The 18,883-nt window shown below is 64.6% G+C and carries 13 protein-coding genes and 1 other RNA gene; 4 read left to right on the top strand and 10 right to left on the bottom strand.

Going from position 1 to position 18,883, the window contains the following annotated elements; all coding sequences use genetic code 11:
- Window positions 1-41 precede the first annotated feature (41 nt).
- Together FHW83_RS05340 and FHW83_RS05335 are read right to left on the bottom strand one after the other, a co-directional pair.
- Complete coding sequence (locus FHW83_RS05340; RefSeq protein WP_176645315.1) at window positions 42-2,063, bottom strand: glycoside hydrolase family 65 protein; 2,022 nt, start codon at window positions 2,061-2,063, stop codon at window positions 42-44.
- Window positions 2,064-2,122: 59 nt separating this feature from the next.
- On the bottom strand, window positions 2,123-4,633 hold the full coding sequence (locus FHW83_RS05335) for a TonB-dependent receptor (protein WP_176645314.1): 2,511 nt from the start codon (window positions 4,631-4,633) through the stop codon (window positions 2,123-2,125).
- A 236-nt stretch (window positions 4,634-4,869) separates the two neighbouring features.
- Here FHW83_RS05335 and FHW83_RS05330 point away from each other — a divergent pair, with 236 nt between their 5' ends.
- Window positions 4,870-5,832 carry a LacI family DNA-binding transcriptional regulator gene (locus FHW83_RS05330; protein WP_229224059.1) on the top strand — a complete coding sequence of 321 codons (963 nt, stop codon included), beginning with the start codon at window positions 4,870-4,872 and terminating at the stop codon, window positions 5,830-5,832.
- On the opposite strand, the gene FHW83_RS05325 is transcribed toward FHW83_RS05330, so the two are convergent.
- The 8 genes from FHW83_RS05325 to FHW83_RS05290 form a co-directional block, all read right to left on the bottom strand.
- A complete protein-coding gene (locus FHW83_RS05325) occupies window positions 5,816-6,274 on the bottom strand; it encodes an EVE domain-containing protein (RefSeq protein WP_176645312.1) in 459 nt (152 codons plus the stop codon). The two genes, FHW83_RS05330 and FHW83_RS05325, sit on opposite strands and share 17 nt — an antisense overlap.
- A 61-nt stretch (window positions 6,275-6,335) precedes the next feature.
- Window positions 6,336-6,516, bottom strand: a non-coding RNA gene (ssrS, locus tag FHW83_RS05320) — 6S RNA.
- Between the two features lie 56 nt (window positions 6,517-6,572).
- A complete protein-coding gene (locus FHW83_RS05315) occupies window positions 6,573-6,884 on the bottom strand; it encodes a cell division protein ZapA (protein ID WP_176645311.1) in 312 nt (103 codons plus the stop codon).
- Window positions 6,881-7,123 (bottom strand): hypothetical protein, encoded by a 243-nt coding sequence (locus tag FHW83_RS05310; RefSeq protein WP_176645310.1) that lies wholly within the window; start codon window positions 7,121-7,123, stop codon window positions 6,881-6,883. The genes FHW83_RS05315 and FHW83_RS05310 overlap by 4 nt, the downstream gene beginning before the upstream one ends.
- A gap of 74 nt (window positions 7,124-7,197) precedes the next feature.
- Window positions 7,198-10,017, bottom strand: coding sequence for a beta-galactosidase GalA (galA, locus tag FHW83_RS05305; protein ID WP_229224029.1), 2,820 nt, complete (start codon window positions 10,015-10,017; stop codon window positions 7,198-7,200).
- A gap of 83 nt (window positions 10,018-10,100) precedes the next feature.
- Window positions 10,101-12,710 carry a TonB-dependent receptor gene (locus FHW83_RS05300; protein WP_176645309.1) on the bottom strand — a complete coding sequence of 870 codons (2,610 nt, stop codon included), beginning with the start codon at window positions 12,708-12,710 and terminating at the stop codon, window positions 10,101-10,103.
- A 143-nt stretch (window positions 12,711-12,853) separates the two neighbouring features.
- Window positions 12,854-13,816, bottom strand: coding sequence for a LysR substrate-binding domain-containing protein (locus FHW83_RS05295; protein WP_176645308.1), 963 nt, complete (start codon window positions 13,814-13,816; stop codon window positions 12,854-12,856).
- Window positions 13,817-13,874: 58 nt separating this feature from the next.
- Window positions 13,875-14,750, bottom strand: a complete 876-nt coding sequence (locus FHW83_RS05290) for an SMP-30/gluconolactonase/LRE family protein (RefSeq protein ID WP_176645578.1) — start codon at window positions 14,748-14,750, stop codon at window positions 13,875-13,877.
- Between the two features lie 262 nt (window positions 14,751-15,012).
- Here FHW83_RS05290 and dgoD point away from each other — a divergent pair, with 262 nt between their 5' ends.
- The 3 genes from dgoD (at window position 15,013) to groES (ending at window position 18,882) form a co-directional block, all read left to right on the top strand.
- The gene (dgoD, locus tag FHW83_RS05285) at window positions 15,013-16,161 is read left to right on the top strand and encodes a galactonate dehydratase (protein WP_176645307.1); all 1,149 of its coding nucleotides are present in this window, start codon (window positions 15,013-15,015) and stop codon (window positions 16,159-16,161) included.
- 4 nt (window positions 16,162-16,165) lie between these two features.
- The gene (locus FHW83_RS05280) at window positions 16,166-18,241 is read left to right on the top strand and encodes a beta-galactosidase (protein WP_176645306.1); all 2,076 of its coding nucleotides are present in this window, start codon (window positions 16,166-16,168) and stop codon (window positions 18,239-18,241) included.
- Between the two features lie 350 nt (window positions 18,242-18,591).
- Window positions 18,592-18,882 carry a co-chaperone GroES gene (gene groES / locus FHW83_RS05275; protein WP_176645305.1) on the top strand — a complete coding sequence of 97 codons (291 nt, stop codon included), beginning with the start codon at window positions 18,592-18,594 and terminating at the stop codon, window positions 18,880-18,882.
- Window position 18,883 lies beyond the last annotated feature (1 nt).

The following is an 18,883-nucleotide window of genomic DNA, read 5'->3' as shown; positions in this document are numbered from 1 at the left end:
GGGTTCCAAAGTCGGGTGATAAAAACAGTCCGGCGCGAGGCCTAAGGCAGCGTCAGGGTGGCGCGCCGGATGCCGACGCCACGGATTTCCAGCTTCCTCCAACGCTTGGGCAATGGCGTCTTGCGCTGATGGATGCCGCTGTCGTCAATATACAAGCCGCCAAACCCGAACAGCAAAGCCTGCAAGGTGCCGCCCGCGCCGGTCGCGAAGTACGGGTTGCGGCTGCCGGGCGCTTCCTCCAGCACGCCAAATGGCGCCACCCGCAATCCCTGGTAGCTGTGCTGGAAACTGGCGTATGCCTGCTCGGCCTGGCCGGCGCGCGCATGCAAGGTGGCGACGATGGACTGCCCCATGGCCGGGCCCTCCGGCGCCAGGCGCGGCGCGTAATAGGCCAGGTCCCGGGCGACGCGCGCCGGATCGCTGACGATGTCGAGCGGATAGGCCAGCAGGTTCACATCGGCCTGTTTGATCGGCACGCCGTCATAGCTGGCGTTCTCGCGCGTGGTGCCATCAGCGAACTGCAGGATGGGGATGTTGGCGGCGACGTGCTCCCAATCCGGGTCCGGCGTCATGCCGAGTTCGCGCGCCGCCTGGCTGGCGTAGCGCAGCACGGTGATGGCCATGCCGTTGGTGAAGGCGTTGTTGTCGATGTTCTCCTGCCATTCGTTGGCGCCGATCACATTGTTGATTTCGTAGCGGCCCGGTCCCTTGCGCTCAACCCGGCTGACCCAGAAGTCGGCCACTTCCTTCAACATCGGATAGCCGCGCTCGCGCAGCCATTGCTGATCATGCGTGACCTGGTAGTATTTCCAGAAAGCCCAGCCGACGCAACCGGTGACGTGCTGCTGGAACGGCCCGGTCAGCGCCCACACCGGCGTCACCTCATGCCCCTCGCTGGCGGACTCCCACGGGAACATGGCGCCCTTGTAGCCGTGGTTGCGGGCGTTCTCCCGCGCCGCGCCGAGGCGCTGAAAACGGTACTCCAGCATCGATTTGGCCATTTCGGGATGCAGCGCCAGCAGCGGCGGCAGCATCCACAGTTCGGCGTCCCAGAACACGTGACCGTTATAGCCCAGTCCCGACAAGCCCATTGGCGACAGGCTGAACGCCGTGCCCTCGCGCGCGAACGAATACAAGTGGTACAGCGCCAGCCGCATGTCGCGCTGGGTTTGCGGGTCGCCGTCGATGATCACGTCGCCGCTCCAGAGCGCCTCCCAGGCCTTGAGGTGGGCCGCCATCAGGCGCTCGCGCCCTTCCAGCGCGGCGTAGATGGTCAGGCGTTCGGCCTCGTTGTGCGGGTCCGCCAGGTGGGCCGAGCTGAGCATCGAACCGACCACCGAGAAGCGCAAGCTGGCGCCGGCCTTGAGCTTCTGGCTGAACTTGGTCAAGTGGCTGTTGTAGTCGACATCCTCATGCACCAGCTCGGGCTGGGCGCCCGGCTCAAAGATGAAGCTGACGGCGGCGGCGACGCTGTGGCGTCCGGTCGGACTCTTACCCACCGAGGTCATCAGCGGAATGCGCGCGTGCGGGCGGTCTATCTGGGCGTACAGGTTCCTGACCTCACGCAGGATATCGGGCGAGACGATGGCGGCCGATGGCGTGACGGCGATGTCGCGCCGCGCCGTGATCTCCACCGTGGCCAGCGCCGTGTAGGGCAGCTGGCGCAGCGCCGCGATGCTGTGCCGCACGTGCAGCTTGTCGCCGACGTCGAACTCGGTGATCAGCAAGGCGCGCCGCATGTCCAGCGTCTGCCGCAAATTGGCGGCGTGGGCGGCGTCGACGCGCTGGCCGTCCACATCCAGGCTGAGGTTCATGAAACTGAAGCCCTTGAGGATATTGTCGACCCGACCGCGGCCGTAATTGTCGAAGGCGCCGTTCAGGACCACCTCGCCGATCTTCATCGGCTCCGGCGAGGACACCAGGCCGATCATGCCATTGGCCAGCGTGACCCCTTGGTAGCGCGCCGGATCGATGCCGGTGGCCACGATGCGCCAGTCGTCCTGGGCGCCGGCCCTGAGCGCGGCGCAGGCCAGAAGCAGCGTGATGCAAAGGTATTTTTTCATGGAGAGTCTTAAAAAAATGCCGGTCGACGCGCGCGCCAACCGGCGAAAGGACACGACAATCAGAACGACGCCGTCAGGCTCAGCTGCATATTGCGGCCAAGAATGGAGCGCGCGAAGAAGTAATTGCCGCTGGCGACTTCGGTGAAGCCTGCGCGCGGATTACCCTCGGTCAGGCCAATGGCGTTGGTCAGGTTCTGCACGCTGAAATTCAGCGCCAGCGTCGGCGACAGCTGGTAGTTGGCGCCCACGTTCACCGTGTGGTATGCCGGCAGCACGAAGGAATTGGCGGCGTCGGCGTAGCGCTTGCCGACCTGGTGGTAGGACAGGTAAACCTCGCCCTTGTTATCCGGCAGCAGCAGCGTCGGCGTGATGGTGTAGTTCTGGTCGGGCGAGCGCTCCGGATGCGAGCCTAGGTTGGCGGTGTTGACGGTGGCCGCCGACGGTCCGCTGACGCTCTTGATGCTCATCGACGAGTGCTGCACCACGCCGGTCAGGTTGATGCGGGCATAGCGCACCGGCCGCCATTGCAGATCGTATTCCAGGCCGTTGACGACGATGTCGCCACCGATACGGGTCTCCAGCGAATCCCCCTCCAGCAGGCGGCTGAACTGATAGTCCTTGAAGTTGGTGCGGAACGCCGTCAGCGAGGCGGAGAAGCCGCGCCGCTGATAGCGCATGCCCAGTTCGCCAAAGCTCAGGCGCGTCACAGGGTTCTCGTTGTTGGCCTGGTAGCTTTTCGAATAGCGTGCGTAGGCGGCCAGATTGTCGTTGATCAGATAATTGCCGCCGGCCGTCAGCGAGCTGTTGTTGGTCGAGCCGTTGTCCACGTAGTCGTACTGGCCGTTAAAGGCCGGCATGGTGTTGTTGACCATGATGTTGTCGGCGTCGCTGCCGTCCGGCTTGGTCGAGCCGGGGATGGTCACCGTAGAACCCTGCGGACGCCACGCGCGGTAGCGGAAGTGTTCCAGCCGCACGCCGGCATCCAGCCGCAGACGGTCATTGAACTGGTATTCGTCGTTCAGGTAAAGGTTCTGCGACGTCAGCGACGAGCGGCCGACGCCCACGCCCCATGGATTGTATTCCAGCACGCCCTTGTCGGTCAGCTGGCCGACCACCTTGCCGGCCCCATCGATGGCGACAATGTCGAGGCGGGCGGGATTGTTCCTGACCTCGCCCAGGAAACGCGTGTTGCCATCGTTGCTGCCCTGCTCGTCCTGATCGATGGTCAACAGGCCGGCCGTCAGGCTGTTGCCGGGCGTGGTCCAGGTCAGGCTCACGTCGTTGACGAAGTTCTGCCGGTAGGCGCGGTTCTTGGCCGAGATATTGTCCGTCAGCAGACCATTGCCGCTGACATTGGCCAGGCCGGCGCCGGAATAGATGGTGCCGCTGGCGACGCCGCGGATGGCCGGGGTGGTGCCGGGAAAGCGCGCCAGCATGGCGCGGATGTCGCTGTTGGCGGCCGGATCCAGGCGGTCGGCGGCGCTGCGCAGGCTGTTGTTGTCGAAGGTGAAGACGGCGTTGAAGTCGTTCTTGAAGTCGGTGTAGCGGCCTTTGGAGCGCAGCGTGAACGCGTCATTCAGGCGCTTTTCAAAGGTATAGCCGATCGAGGTGGACTTGGTGGCGACGCCATCGGTCAGGTCGTTGGTCTGCACACCATTGGAATTGCGGCCTGCCTGCACCGCGTTGTCCGGGCTCAGCAAGGTGCCGTAGTTGCCGTCGAAGCCGGGCACCGGTTCCGGGTGGGACGGATTCTGGAACGGCGTCGGCAGCAGGAAGGTGTTGTGGTCGTTGACCAGTTTGACGTTGACGCTGAATTCCCCGTCGCTCCATTTGCGGCCCAGGTAGGCGCGCATCAGGCCGCCGTGGTCGGCGGTGAAGCCGACGTCGCGCACCGAATCGGAACTGCGGTAAAAGCCGCCGAAGCCGGCATACCAGCCATTGCCGATCGCGCCGCCGTAGCGCAGGTCGATGCGCCGGGTGCCGTAGTCGGAGCCGGTCAGGCGCAACGCCCCTTCCGGCTCATCCTTCGAACGCACCGTGATGAAGTTGACCGTGGCGCCGGCGCCGTTGACGGTCAGGATGCCCGAGGTGCCGCCGCGCACCGCCTCCATGCGGTCGATCGACAACTCCTGCTTGAGGATGGTGTCGGCCAGACCGGGATGGTAGAACACCGGCAGTCCGTCCTCGGACAGCTGGACAAAATTCTGGCCGCCGCCGGCCAGGCCGCGCACCGTGTAGTTGTTGGACACCTCGCCGCCCGAATCCTCCACCATCATGCCGGGAATCAGCTCCAGCGCGCTGGCGGTGCTGCGCGGCGCCTTGCGGTCAAGCTCAGCGCGGTCGGCGCTGGTGACCGCCACCGAGCTCTCGCGCACGGTGCGCTTGAGCGAGGTGCTGCCGGTGACCACCACCTGGTTGAGTTTGTCGTCGGCCGACGCCGGGTCGGCGGCGGCGTCACTGGTATCGGCGGCAGCGCCAGGGGCCGGCGCCTGCTGCGCCTGCACCTGCTGCGTGAGCGTCCACACCGCCAGGGCGATGGTGGACAGCAAAAAGCGTTTGCGAGTCTTCATTCTAGTCTCCAATTATTGTCTTTTTATGCGTGGCGCGCGAGCTTCGCGCTGAACAACCGGTTTCTCTTTGTTGCGCAACCGGTTGCGCAACGATTGAATTATGCAGCGTTAAAAATTTATTTGCAATTTATTCTTGCGTGGCGATGCAACACGACGCGGAACTGTCGCATCCGGTGCAATGACGGTATCATGCCGTTTTTGGATGGCCCGCCGGGGTCGGGAGAGCCTTAGTGAAGATGACGCTGGACCAACTTGCGCTGAATCTCGGCCTGTCGAAAGGCACGGTCAGCCGTGCGTTAAATGGCAAGGGCCGCATGGCGGAGGAGACCCGCCAGCGGATACTGGCGGCGATGAACGCGTCCGGCTACACGCCCGACCGCACCGCGCGCGAACTGAGCCTGCGCTCGCGCCACAGCGTCGGCATCTCGCTGAGCAAGGGTGGATTCGGCCCCTACTTCACCTTGTTCTGGCGCGCGCTGGTCCAGGTGACCGGCGAGCGCGGCACACGCTTTGTCGAAATGAGCGCGCCGCTCGACAGTTACGCCCGTCTGCCGGACGCGGTGCTGCTGCATAACACCGATGAAGTGCACGAGCGCCTGGCGCTGCTCAAGCAGCGCCAGGTGCCCGCCGTGGTGCTGGGACACCAGCCGGATGCGGCTTTTGTCGTGCCGGACGACGCCGGCGGCGCCGCGGCGGCCACGCGCTATCTGCTGGATCTGGGACATCGTGTCATCGGCTTCGTCGGCATGCCCACCGCGCAGCAGTCTGACATCGACCGCCGCCACGGCTATCGCGACGCCCTCACCGAGGCGGGCATCGGTTTGCGCCCAGAGCTTGAACTGGACGGCCAGTTCTCGGTCCTGGGCGGCTATCGCGCCGTGCGCCGCGCGTGGGAAAACGGTTTGCGTTTCACGGCACTGTTTTGCGCCAGCGATGAAATGGCCATTGGCGCCATCGGCGCGCTGGAGGATTTGGGACTGCAAGTGCCGCAACAGGTTTCGGTGGTCGGCTTCGACGGCCTGCCGGGCATGCCATACGAGTTGACCACCATCGTGCAGGATATCGAACGCATCGCGGTAGAAGCCATCACACTTGCGGAAGCGTTGATCGATGGCGGGCCACTGCGCGCGATCGTGGTGCCGGTGACGCTGCGTGCCGGCGCCACCACGGCGCCTTGCGGAGCTACGTCAGTAACTTGACGATGGCCTTCCACTGCGCCGCCGTCACCGGCGTGATGGACAGGCGGCTGCCCTTCTGCAGCACCACCATATCCTCCAGCGCGGGAATGGCACGCATCTCGGCCAGCGACAGCAGGCGCGTTTTCCGCGTGCCCTTGACATCAATCGAAACCCAGCGCGGCGTTTCCCGCGTCGCTTTCGGATCGTAGTACTTGCTCTCGCTGTCGAACTGCGATTCGTCCGGGTAAGGAGTGCTCACTATCTCCGCCAGCCCCGCCACGCCGGGCTCCGGGCAGCTGGAGTGGTAGAACAGCACCCCATCCCCCACCTGCATCTGATCGCGCATGAAATTACGCGCCTGGTAGTTGCGCACGCCGAACCACGCGGTGGTCTGCCCGGGCGACGCCATCACGTCATCAATGCTCACTTCATCCGGCTCGGACTTCATCAACCAGTATTGCATCGGATTCTCCAGACGAAAAAAAGCGGCTGCGCATTCACATGCTAACAACCGCTTTTGGATATAAGGCCCCGCCTGTGCCGTCTTGCCGGCATCCCGAACCAAAATGGCTCAGGTGGTCACAGTTAGTTCAATTTCGGGTTCATCGGACTAGCGACGCTCTCGCCCATCGAACAAATTTCCGTAACCGGTGCAAAAGAATGGTTCAAGGAATATATGGCAAGTCTCGAACACTGCAGGGTGAAACGGAGTTTACTCTCTTGTGCGCCGCAAAGGAAGGGCTGCACAAATTAAAAATCGATTAAAACAGCGCTTCCTGCGGCGTCAACGCGGCGTCCAGCACCTTGTTCATGGCCGCGATCTTGGTCTGCACCTCCAGCATGGACATGTCAGACAACGGTCCCTGCGGCGCCTTCACCGACAGGAATTCGCCGGCCATGCTCAGTGCCGCCATGACGGCGATACGGTCGGTGCCCTTGACCTTGCCGGCGTCGCGGATCGCGCTCATTTTACGGTCGACGAAAGCGGCCGCCTTGCGCAGCGCCGCCTCTTCGTCTTCCTTGCAAGCCAGCTTGTAGACCTGGCCCATGATGGTCACATCCAGTTGGATCATCGTGCTTCCTCGTTTTCAGGCAGCGTGTCGTCGGTGTCGGCGCTGTCCAGCCCTGGAATTTTACCCAGCAAAGCTTCGAGGCGGCCGGAGGCTTCGCCCAGGCGGCGCTGATAGCCGATGTTCTCCGCCACGAGGGCAGCATTGGCTTGGCGCAGCTGGGCGTTTTCCCGGCGCAGCGTTTGCGTCATCTCGGCCAGTTGGTCGATTTTATCGGAGAGTTCTTGGAATTCTGAAATCATCCCGCCACTATAGGCAGCGCGCGGGATGCCGTCAACCGAATCGCGTATTTGCAACCAACAAGCACGCGATTTATTTACTGCTTACCAACAATCAATCCCGGCTCGATGGTGACATGGCCTTCGATGCCGCTGCCCTGTCCCGGCTCCGCCTCGATCAGCACATTGAGCTCGCGCTTGCCGGAACCGGCCGGCAGGGTGACGTCCAGCGGCGCGCTGGCGTAGCTATCCTTCTTGCCGATCAGTTTGCCGTCCAGCCAGATCTCCGCCTTGCCGACCAGGGCGGCAAAACGCAGGCGGCCGGTGCCGTCAGCCAGGTTCTTGCGCGGGGTGAAGCTGGCGCGGTACAGGTGATACTTCTTGCCAGCGGCGGCGCGCATCGGCGGCGAACCCCAGCCCCAGGTGTTCATGTCGAAGCCGGCCAGCTGCTGGTTCGGGTCCGGGCGCGCATCGCCGTCCGGCGCGATGCGCCAGCTGCGCACGAAGCTCAGCGGCGCGTCGGCCAGCTCGACATACGGCACGGTGGCGACCTGCTTCACCGGTATCGTCACGCTCGCGGCTTGCAGGCCTTGCGCGGTGGCGGTCACGGTGATGGCGTCCTTGCTGTTGTAGTTGGTCTGCACGATCAACTGCGCCAGGCCGTTGAACAGGCGGCGGGTCGGGCCCTTCTCATCCTCGTGCGAGTTCGGATCGCCGTTGCCGTGGCCGATGGAGCGGCCGCCGCCGGTGACGGCGAAGGTCACCTCATTATCCGCCAGCGGCACCGCGCGGCCTTGCGCGTCCAGCGCGCGCACGGTGAGCGGCATGGCGTCGTAGCCATCGCCGTTCAGGCCAGCGCGGTCGGGGATCAGTTCCAGCTTGACCGGCGTGCCGGTGGTTTCCACGGCGGTGCGCACCACTTCCTTGCCGCCCTTGTAGCCGATGGCTTCAAGCTTGCCCGGTTCATAGGCGACGTTGAAGTAATTCATGCGGTAAGGGTCGGCCTTCTGCTCGCCCAGTTCGCGGCCATTCAGCAGCAGCTTGACGCGCTCGACGTTGGCCATCACCATCACGCGCACGTTCTCGCCCTGCTTCCAGTTCCAGTGCGGCGCGATGTGGATCAGCGGCTTGTCCTTGATCCACTGCACCTGGTGGATGTAGTAGGCCGTCTTGGGGAAGCCGTTCAGGTCCATGATGCCGAACACCGAGCTGACCGACGGCCACTCGTTCGGCGTCGGTTCGCCGCGGTAGTCGAAGCCGGTCCACACGAAACCGCCCGCCACGTAAGGACGCGTGTCGATAGCCTGCCATGCGTCGCGGTGGGTGTTGCCCCATGGCGCAGCGTCGTCGTCATAGCTGGCGATCAGGTTCTTCTCTTTCACCGTTTTGTATTCGCCGCGCGTCATGAAGGCCGAGGTGTCTTCGGAACTGGTGAACGGCTTGTCAGGACGCGCCTTGTGGAATCGGTCGTAGTCCGGCACCTGGTAGTTGGAGCCCACCACGTCCACGGCATGCGACACATTCAGCTCGGTCAGGAAGCCGCCGTTCATGGCGGCGGTGACAGGACGCGTATCGTCCAGCGCCTTCACTGCGGCCGACATGCGGCGCACCATTTCGTAACCGACTTCGGTGGCCTGCACCGGCTCCTCGTTAAACACCGACCACAGGATGATGCCCGGGTGATGACGGTCGCGCTTGACCATCCATTCCAGCTGCTTCATGTAGTCCGGCGATGGATTGAAGTTGCGGTTCTCGTCCATTACCACGAAGCCCATGCGGTCCACCATGTCCAGCACTTCGGCCGCCGGCGCGTTGTGCGAGAAACGGATCGCGTTCACGCCCATCTCCTTCAAGCGGCGCAGGCGATATTCCCACACCGAGTCCGGCACCGCCACACCAACGCCGGCGTGGTCCTGGTGGATGCACACGCCCTGCAGCTTGACGTGCACGCCGTTCAGGAAGAAGCCTTGCGCGGCGTCGAAGCGGATGGTGCGGAAGCCGGTGTTGAGCGAGGTTTCATCCACCGTTTTACCAGCTTGCAGCACGCGCGTGGTCACGCGATACAGATTGGTTTTCTCGATCGACCACAGGGCCGGGTTGTTGATGGTGAGCGGCAGTTGCACGGCGCTGGTGGCCAGCACGCCCACGCGGGCCGGCGCGGTGCGCTGCGCCACCTGCTTGCCGGACGGGTCGTACACCGTCACTTCCACGATCACGTCGCTGGCTGCCTTGCCGCTGTTGTTCAGCGTGACCTCGACCGGAATGCTCCACTGCTTGTCCTTGACCAGGCGCGGCGTGGCGTGCACGCCGTCCGTCACCACGTGCACCGGATTGCGCTTGACCAGCCAGCTGTGGCGGTACATGCCCGCACCCTCATACCACCAGCCCTCCATCGCTTCCGCGTCGACGCGGATGGCGATGGTGTTCATCACATCCCCATAACGCAGGAACGGCGTGATGTCGATGTAGCTGGCGTTGTAGCCGGACCAGTTGCGGTTGACCACATTACCGTTCACCCACACCGTGGCGTGGGTGGCGATGGCGTCGAACTGCAACTCAAAATGCTTGCCGCGATCCGACGGATCGACTTTCAAGTAGCGCCGGTACCAGCCGATGCCGCGCGGGCGGTAGCCCTGCGAGACATTGGCCTTCGGATCGAACGGCCCTTCCACCGCCCAGTCGTGCGGCAGGTTGAGGCGGCGCCAGTCGGAGTCGTCGTACTCGTTGCCGGCGGCGCCGGCGGCGTTGCCGGCTTTGGCGTTGCTATAGGATTCTTCGTGGCCGACGATGGGCGGCTCGACCAGGTCGCCCTGGTGGAACAGCCAGCCGCGGTCCAGCGACAGGCGCTCGCGCGGCGCGGCATTGACGGCCGCGCAGGCCAGCATCAGCAGCATGGCTGCTATCAGTCTTGTTTTCAAAATCGGGCTCCCTATGAAAAAAAACGGAGCAGCGCCATCACGCACCGCTCCGCAAAACCACGATAAAAAGGATGAACGTGTGCTTACAGCTTGTAGGTCAGACCCAGGTTGAAGCGGCGGCCGAACTCCGTGACTTCCTGCTGTCCAGGATTGTTGGCGCTGGTGTACACCGCTTTCTGGTTGGTCAGGTTGTCGATGCCGAAGCGCAGTTGCAGGTTAGGCGTCAGTTGCTTCGACAGGTTCAGCGTCAGGTAAGTCTCGGCTTCGTTCATGATCAGCTGGCCGGCGCCCCAGGTCGGGTTGCGGGCGAACTTGCTGTGGTAGTTGGCCGACAGGCGCGCTTCGTAGCCCGCCTTCTCGTACCACAGGGTCACGCCGCCGTTGGACTTCATCAGGCCTTCGATCGGATACGGATTCACCGCCGGGGTCTGCTCCTTGATGTTGCTGGTGGTGTAGGAGTAGCTGCTGAAGATACCCAGGCCATCCCACGGCGCCGGCAGCGACGTGAAGGCCTGCTGGTACACCAGCTCCAGACCGCGGATGTCGCCACCCTCGCCGTTCACCGAACGGGTGATGGTCGCGGGGCGGCCATTGATGGTGGTGGTGTCGCTTTCGATGGCGATGTAGCGCTGCACCTTCTTGTAGAAGCCACCGGCCGACAGCAGCGAACCTTTGCCGAAGTACCACTGGTAGGACAGGTCGACCTGATTGGCCATCATCGGCTTCAGTTCCGGATTGCCGGCGCTGCCGGTGACCGGCTGGCTGGTGTCGGTGGTGCTCAGACTCAGGTTGCGCGAGGCGCGCATTTCATCCAGCGGCGCGCGCGACATGGCCCGGGCCACGCTGAAACGCAGCTGGCGCTCCTGCGCCTGGTCCAGGTTGAACACCAGGTTCAGGCTAGGCAGGATCTCGGTGTACGAGGTGCCGCCCTCGGTCGGCGTTGGCGCCGCGCCGTTGACCGACTGCATGCCATAGCCGGTCTGCTTGGTGTGCACCAGGCGCACGCCGACGTTGCCGCGGTAGGTCTTGCCCAGCGCTTCGCCATCCAGCTCGCCCTGCACGAAGGCCGAGGTGCTGCGCTCCTTGACCTTCCAGCCGGCCAGCGCGTCGTTCTGGGTCTGCCAGCCTTCCTGCGTCTGGCCATTCGGGTTGAACGCGTTCGGGCCGAAGGCCGAGGCGATGGTGCCGTCCCAGTCCTTCAGGCCGAAGAAGGCCGGATAGCCGTCGACGTTGATGGTCTCGTACGCGGATGCCGGAATCGCCGATTTTGGCTGCAGGGTCCAGGTGGTCTGGTGGTAGCTCTTCTCGCGGTCGGTGGCGCGCACGCCCACCTTGATGCGGCTGATGACGCTGCTGTCGATGGCGCGCGAGGCGCTCAGGGCCGCGGCGTTCAGCTTGTCCTTCACATGGCCGTCGGTATCGATGTACAGCGACGGCGCGCCGAAGTTGGCGACGTTGGCGCTGTCGATGCCGAAGCTGTAGTTCTGCACCTCGTCGCCCGGGAACGACCAGGTGACCGGCACGTTGAAGGCGCTCTGGCGCAGGTCGCGCCAGGCGCTGGCGCGGCGCGCGTGCGAGGTCGACAGGTCGGCGTCGATCTTCCACTCGCCGGCGTTGAACTTGCCGTTCAGGCCGCTGGCGGCCACGCTGGTGTCCTGCACATAGATGAAGTCGTTGTTGAGCAGGGTGGCGTTGCTGATGGTGCCGCCGACCACGTAGCCGTCGCGCACATCGAGCTTGCTGTAGTTGGCCGAGTTGTAGCCGTCCCAGTTGCCGACGCCGTCCACCCAGTGCTGCAGGCCGCGTTCCTTGATCTTCGCTTCCGCATAATAGGTGTCGGCGGTGATCTGCACGTCGTTGTTCGGTTTCCACTCGACCTTGCCCAGCACACTGCCGCGCTTGTCCTTGCCCTGGCGCGCCTCGTCCTGGAAGCCCCATGGCAGCTTGTCGACCTTGCCGTCGCCGGTGACGTCGACCGAGTTGGTCTCGTTGAAGCCCCAGTGGCGCTTGTTCTTCTGCACCGAAGGCTGGTCCTGGTAGCTGAACGCCAGCGCCGCGCCCAGCGTCTTGTTGGCGAACTGGTCGATGAAGACGCCACCCACGCGCGGCGCGGTCTTGTCGGCGCCCTGGATGTCCCTGGCCAGCGGGTAGTACAGCGCGTCGGCGCGCAGCACCACCTGGCGGCCGTTGGTCTTCAGCGGCGAAACCGTTTGCAAATCGATCGTGGTGGCGATGCCGCCTTCCACCACCTCCGCCGCCTGCGTTTTGTACACGGTGGCGCCGCTCAGCGACTCCGACGGGAACTGCTCGAAACGCACGGCGCGGTTGGGCTCCGACGAGGCCAGCTCGCGGCCGTTGAGGGTGGCGCCGATGAAGCGCGGGCCCATGCCGCGCGCCACGATCTGCGAAGCGTTGCCGCGATCGAGGCCGGACGACAGGCCCGGCAGGCGCGCCAGCGATTCAGCGATGGTGGTATCCGGCAGCTTGCCGATGTCTTCCGACGCGATCACCTCGACGATGCTGTTGGAGGCGTCCTTGGCCGCCAGCGCATTGCGTACCGAGGCGCGGATGCCGGTCACGTTCACTTGTTGAATATCGCCTGCCGCGGCAGCCTCCTGGGCGAAGGCTTCTTGGACCAGCAGCGGGGCGGTAAAGAGCGTGGCGATCAGCCAGCTCAACTTCTTGTGCTTCATTGTGCATCTCCAGTGTTTGTATGTGTTCCGTCTCTGGTGAAGATGTGGACGGATAACGGGATGCTAACGAAACACGAAATTACTAACCAATAGATAATTTAGTTTCGGCCATACCAAGTTCGTATATCAAACAAGGTTGCGCTTCAGACAGGCGCGCGGTAATGCGGATAGATGCCGGCCGCGGCGTCGCGCAGCGCGATCAGCATGGCGTCGGCGCCCGGCGAGAGCTGATGTCGCTTGCGCGTCACAATGCCGAACGAGTCCATGCTGACGCCGAGCTCGAACGGCAGCACCTTCAGCAGGCCGGCGTCCAGATACGGCTGCACCGCCTCCGCCGGCAGCGCCACGATCATGTCGTTGTTCAGCAGCAGGCTGGCCACCACCGGCATGTCCAGCGTCTCCACCGTTTCCGATGGCTGCTCGAGGCCGTGCGACAGGAACAGCGCGGTCAGGCGGTCGCGCAGGATGGAGCCGGCCGGCGGCAGGATCCAGCACTGCGCCATCAGATCCTCCAGCTTCAGGGCGCTGCGCTCCATCAGCGGATGGCTGGCGCGCGCGATCAGCAAATGCGGCTCGTCGGTCAGCGGTTCGAAGTTCAGCTCGTCGGCGGCCTCGGTGTCGAGGATGCGGCCGACCACCAGGTCCAGCTCGCCGCTGCGCAGGCGCTCCACCAGCACCTTGCTGGTCGACATGGTCACCGCCACGTGCACGCGCGCGTGGCGCCCCTTGAGCAGGTTGATGGCCTTCGGCACCAGCCCGGTGGCCGGCGCCAGCACGGTGCCGATGCCCACCCGCCCGCGCAGGCCGGACAGCAGTTCCATCACCTCCTGGTGCGCCGCGTCCATCTCGGCCAGCGCCGCGCCGGCGCGGCGGATCAGCACCTTGCCGTACCAGGTCGGCGACACGCCGCGCGACAGGCGCTCGAACAATTGCACGCCGAGCGCATGCTCCAGCTCGCCCAACAGCTTGGAGGCGCCCGGCTGCGTCAGGTTGGCGGCTTGCGCCGCGTGGGCGATGGAGCCATGCCGGCCGAGTTCAACCAGCAAGACGAGGTGACGGGTTTTCAGGTGGGAACGAACAAAGCGATCCGAACGGGAATCATTCATATGAGCATCGGGGTTGATTGCCCATCATAAATGCGGGCTCGACCATCGTCAATCGTGGTTACACGCCGGAAGCCGCGCTGGAAGCGCTCCCGCTATCAATAAACAAGCTATCGGCCACACCGGGCGCCAGGCCCTTGAGCAAATCGGGCGGCAAGCCGTACAAACCGCCCTGCGCGCCCAGCACCAGCAACTGGTCCAGCGCCGCGCCGCCAAACGCCACGCTGGCGGCCGGCTCGCGCGCCAGCACCACCCGCCGCCGCACCACGCCCGCGCGGTCGTACTGCACCAGCGCCCCCCCTTGCACGCTCCAGAGATGGTCCTCGCTATCGAAGATGGCGGCGCCGGCGCCCGGCTCCAGCAATGCTGAAAACGATTTCACATCACCCACCTTGGCGCGCTCGGGATCGTAGTCGCATTGCATGAGGTCGCCCCGCGCGGCGTCGGCGAACACCATGCGGCGGCCGTCGGCGCTGAAGGCGATGGCGGTGGCGCTGACCACCGCCGGCAAGGCCAGCCGGCGCAGGCCGTGGCGCTGGGAATACTGGTAGAAGCTGCCGATCGGGCGCCGGTCCTGGGCGGTGTTGGCGGTGCCGAACACGAAGTTGCCGTGGCGGTCGGTGCAGCCGTCGCTGATGCTGGTGCGCGGCTCGGCGGCGTCGACGGTGACCAGCAGTTGGGCCGGCAGCGGACGGCTGGGCTGGCCCGGCTGCGGCAATTCCAGCAAGCCCAGCCGCTTGCCCAGCCCCAGCAGCACGCGGCCGGAACTGCAACATGCGACCACGCGTGCGGTTTCTAACATACGCACGCCGCTGGGCATCGCCGGCGGCGCGGGCCAGGCGTATAGTTGGCTACCTACCGGGTCCGGCCACCGCCAGCATTGCCGCTGAACGTCCCACCGCAGCGCGCAACCGGCCTGTCCCACCCGGACGAGCATGATACCGGGCGTGGCGGTGACGGTCGCACTGGCGGAATTCATACGGCTCCTGATGAAATTTTGACAGCGTCCAGTCTAAGCGAGCGCCCGCCACCGCTGCTATGAATTAACCGCTTCCAGCCATGCGGATATCGGATAGCTGGGCGGCAGGCGGCTGCTATCCGATAATGATATGGGTCGTTGCGAATTAATCATATTTCCAGTCTAGCCACCCGCTTTAGACTGAGCGCTGTTCCCTGAACCACCACCCTGACCTGATCCTATGAAAATCATCAAACTGACGACCTACCGTGTTCCTCCGCGCTGGATGCTGCTCAAAATCGAAACCGATGAAGGCGTGGTTGGCTGGGGCGAACCGGTCATCGAAGGCCGCGCCCGCTCCGTGGAGACGGCGGTCCAGGAAATGGAACCGTATTTGATCGGCCAGGACCCGGCGCGCATCAACGACCTGTGGCAAACCATGTACCGCGCCGGCTTCTACCGCGGCGGCGCCATCTTCATGAGCGCCATCGCCGGCATCGACCAGGCGCTGTGGGACATCAAGGGCAAGGTGCTGGGCAAGCCGGTGTACGAGCTGCTGGGCGGCCTGGTGCGCGACCGCATGAAGATGTACAGCTGGGTCGGCGGCGACCGCCCGTCCGACATCATCGAGCAGATGCGCACGCTGCAAAAAGGCGGCTTCAACACTTTCAAGATGAACGCCACCGAGGAGCTGGGCATGCTGGACACCTCGGCCAAGGTCGACGAGGCGGTGCGCCGCGTGGCCGAGATCCGCGAGGCGTTCGGCACCACCATCGAGTTCGGCCTGGACTTCCACGGCCGCGTGGCCGCGCCGATGGCCAAGGTGCTGCTGCGCGAACTGGAACCATACCGTCCGCTGTTCGTGGAGGAGCCGGTGCTGGCCGAGCAGGCCGAGTACTACCCGCGCCTGGCCGAGCAGACCTCGATCCCGCTGGCGGCCGGCGAGCGCATGTACTCGCGCTTCGAATTCAAGCACGTGTTCGCGGCCGGCGGCCTGTCCATCGTGCAGCCGGACCTGTCGCACGCCGGCGGCATCACCGAATGCGTGAAGATCGCCGCCATGGCCGAGGCCTACGACATCACGCTGGCGCCGCACTGCCCGCTGGGCCCTGTGGCGCTGGCCTCCTGCCTGCACGTGGACTTCGTGTCGTACAACGCCGTGCTGCAGGAACAAAGCATGGGCATCCACTACAACAAGGGCGGCGAGCTGCTGGACTACGTCATCAACAAGGATGACTTCAAGATCGTCGACGGCTACTGCAATCCGCTGACCAAGCCGGGCCTGGGCGTGGAGGTGGACGAGGAACGCGTCATCGAGGCCAGCAAGAACGCCCCCGACTGGCGCAATCCGGTTTGGCGCCACGAGGACGGCAGCGTCGCGGAATGGTAAATCGATGATCTTCCGCCTGCGCACCTGCGCGGTTTTGGTTGCGGGTGTGCTGGCGGCTGGCGTCGCTGGCGCCGACACGCTCGCCATCGATGCCAGCGCCCCCAATCCCCCTCCCCTGAAAGCTGCGCTGCGCCTCGGCAGCGCCACCGCCCCCAACGGCGACACCCTGGGCGCCAACGCGCGCTACCTGACCCGCAACGGCGCCCCCTGGCTGCCCGTGATGGGCGAATTCCACTACAGCCGCACGCCCGCCGCGCAATGGGAGGCCGAGCTGCGCAAGATGAAGGCGGCCGGCATCGACATCGTGGCCAGCTACGTCATGTGGAACCACCACGAGGAACTGGAAGGCAAGTTCGACTGGTCCGGCAACCGCGACCTGCGCCGCTTCGTGCAGCTGGCCGCCAAGGCCGGGCTGGACGTGGTGGTGCGCGTCGGCCCGTGGGCGCACGCGGAAGTGCGCTACGGCGGCATTCCGGACTGGGTGGTCAACGCCATGCCGACCCGCGCCAACGATCCGCAATACATGGTGTTCGTCGAGCGCCTGTACCAGCAGATCGGCCAGCAGATCAAGGGCCAGCTGTGGAAGGACGGCGGCCGCGTGATCGGCGTGCAGCTGGAAAATGAATACAACATCGACGGTCCCGGCAAGGGCGTGGCCCACATCGCCGCGCTGAAAAAGCTGGCGCTGAAGGCGGGCATGGACGTGCCCTACTACACCGTCACCGGCTGGGACGGCACCATCTATCCGAGCGGCGAGGTGACGCCGGTGTTCGGCGGCTATCCCGACGAGCCGTGGGGCGTGAGCACCAAAGAGCTGCCGCCGAAGGAGACCTACGCCTTCCGCTTCGACACCCGCGTCAGCGGCGACCTCGGCGCGCAGACCGCCGCCCACGCGCCGGGCACCGCCGAAACCGACAAGGACGTCACGCCCTTCCTCGGCGCCGAATATGGCGCCGGCCTGCCGTTCATGTACCGCCGCCGCACCGTGGTGTCGGCCGACGACATCGCCTCCATGCTGCCGGTGAAGCTGGGCTCGGGCGTGAACCTGATGGGCTACTACATGTTCCATGGCGGCCGCAATCCGCTCAGCCTGGGCGGGACGGGCATGGAAGAAAGCACGCTCAGCGGCGGCTACAACGACACCACCATGATTAGCTACGACTTCCAGGCGCCGCTGGGGCCGGACGGCCAGCAGCGCAAGGTGCTGGAGAAGCTGCGTCCATTCCACCTGTTCCTGCACGATTTCGGCGCGCGCCTCGCCCCGATGACGGTGCGCAAGCCGGATGTCTCGCCGGCCAAGCCGGACGACCTGTCGACCGCGCGCTTCGCGGTGCGCAGCGAGGGTGATCGCGGCTTCCTGTTCGTCAACAACCACGTGCGCCAATATCCGATGGCGGCGCAGAAGGCCACCCAGTTCGCGGTCAAGCTGCCGGGCCAGAGCGTGACGCTGCCAAGCAAGCCGGTGGACATCGCCGATGGCGCCTACTTCATCTGGCCGCTGAACCTGGATCTCGACGGCACCAACCTGCGCTACGCCACCGCGCAGCCGCTGACGCTGCTCGATCAGGGCAAGGCCGGCGTGGTGGCGGTGTTCGCGGCCAGCGCCGCCGTGCCGGTCGAGCTGTCGTTCGACGCCGGCGCGAAGATCGTGGCGCCGGGCGCGCAGATCGCCACAGCGGCTGGCCACACGCTGGTCACCGGCGTGCAGCCAGGCGCCGGCGCCGCCGTCACCGTGCGGCGCGACGGCAAGCGCCAGCTGACCATCGTCGTGCTGACGCCGGAACAATCGCAGCAACTGAGCGTGGTGCAGCTGGCCGGCCAGCGCCACATAGGCCGCCTGTACTCCGGCACGCGCCTGCTGGACGATTGGTACTACAGCGGCTACCAATGGCAGATCGGCCTGCGCCAGCAAGCCGCCTTGCTCGACCAGCCGCTGACCGTCTCCGTGCTGCCATTGCGCGCCGACGCCCCGGTCTACCTGCCCAAGGAAGCGCGGCCCGACTTCGGCGGCGAGAGGCAGATCGCCACTGTGCGCGGCGTCAGCGTCATCCCGGTCTATCGCCTGCGCATCACGCCTTAAAACTCCGGGGTCAGGTCCTAATGTCGCTAAGTTAAGGCTTTTTCGACCGCAAACTGATGAGCCGTCATTCCCGCGCAGGCGGGAATCCATAGGACGCGTGGTCATAAGTTCAGCATGGATTCCCGCTTTCGCGGGAATGACGGGGCATTAGTCAAGCATTGGAAATGGCGGACCTGCCCCCGAAGTTGTCTTTTTCGCCTCCCCGCGTGCCTTTTTTGCCTTTCCTCAAAGTGTTTGCCTTGAAATAGCCAGAGGTCGTCCCTATAATTGGCACTCGTTAGGGAAGAGTGCTAACAACACGCCCAACTACCAACATTCTGTACCATTGCTAAAAAATTAAGGAGTTTTGTATGAACCTTCGCCCTTTGAACGATCGCGTCATCGTCAAACGTCTGGACCAAGAGACCAAAACTGCGTCCGGCCTGATCATCCCTGATGCGGCTGCTGAGAAACCGGACCAAGGCGAAGTCCTGGCCGTTGGCAATGGCAAGATCCTGGACGACGGCAAAGTGCGTCCGCTGGATGTCAAAGTAGGCGACCGCGTCCTGTTCGGCAAATACGCCGGCCAGACCGTCAAGATCGACGGCCAGGAACTGCTGGTCATGCGCGAAGAAGACATCATGGCGATCGTCACCAAGTAAT

Source organism: Duganella sp. SG902 (genome assembly GCF_013376005.1).
Taxonomy (GTDB): domain Bacteria; phylum Pseudomonadota; class Gammaproteobacteria; order Burkholderiales; family Burkholderiaceae_D; genus Rugamonas.
Note: the sequence above shows the minus strand (reverse complement) of the source record. Positions and strands in the feature narration are given on the sequence as shown.

Excerpts from the sequence above, each read along its gene's own strand:
- FHW83_RS05330 (WP_229224059.1), top strand. The coding sequence starts at position 4,870 with ATGACGCTGGACCAACTTGCGCTGAATCTCGGCCTGTCGAAAGGCACG.
- FHW83_RS05315 (WP_176645311.1), bottom strand. The coding sequence starts at position 6,884 with ATGATCCAACTGGATGTGACCATCATGGGCCAGGTCTACAAGCTGGCT.
- FHW83_RS05325 (WP_176645312.1), bottom strand. The coding sequence starts at position 6,274 with ATGCAATACTGGTTGATGAAGTCCGAGCCGGATGAAGTGAGCATTGAT.
- FHW83_RS05340 (WP_176645315.1), bottom strand. The coding sequence starts at position 2,063 with ATGAAAAAATACCTTTGCATCACGCTGCTTCTGGCCTGCGCCGCGCTC.
- FHW83_RS05290 (WP_176645578.1), bottom strand. The coding sequence starts at position 14,750 with ATGCTCGTCCGGGTGGGACAGGCCGGTTGCGCGCTGCGGTGGGACGTT.
- FHW83_RS05335 (WP_176645314.1), bottom strand. The coding sequence starts at position 4,633 with ATGAAGACTCGCAAACGCTTTTTGCTGTCCACCATCGCCCTGGCGGTG.
- FHW83_RS05280 (WP_176645306.1), top strand. The coding sequence starts at position 16,166 with ATGATCTTCCGCCTGCGCACCTGCGCGGTTTTGGTTGCGGGTGTGCTG.
- FHW83_RS05300 (WP_176645309.1), bottom strand. The coding sequence starts at position 12,710 with ATGAAGCACAAGAAGTTGAGCTGGCTGATCGCCACGCTCTTTACCGCC.
- FHW83_RS05295 (WP_176645308.1), bottom strand. The coding sequence starts at position 13,816 with ATGAATGATTCCCGTTCGGATCGCTTTGTTCGTTCCCACCTGAAAACC.
- FHW83_RS05310 (WP_176645310.1), bottom strand. The coding sequence starts at position 7,123 with ATGATTTCAGAATTCCAAGAACTCTCCGATAAAATCGACCAACTGGCC.
- dgoD (WP_176645307.1), top strand. The coding sequence starts at position 15,013 with ATGAAAATCATCAAACTGACGACCTACCGTGTTCCTCCGCGCTGGATG.
- groES (WP_176645305.1), top strand. The coding sequence starts at position 18,592 with ATGAACCTTCGCCCTTTGAACGATCGCGTCATCGTCAAACGTCTGGAC.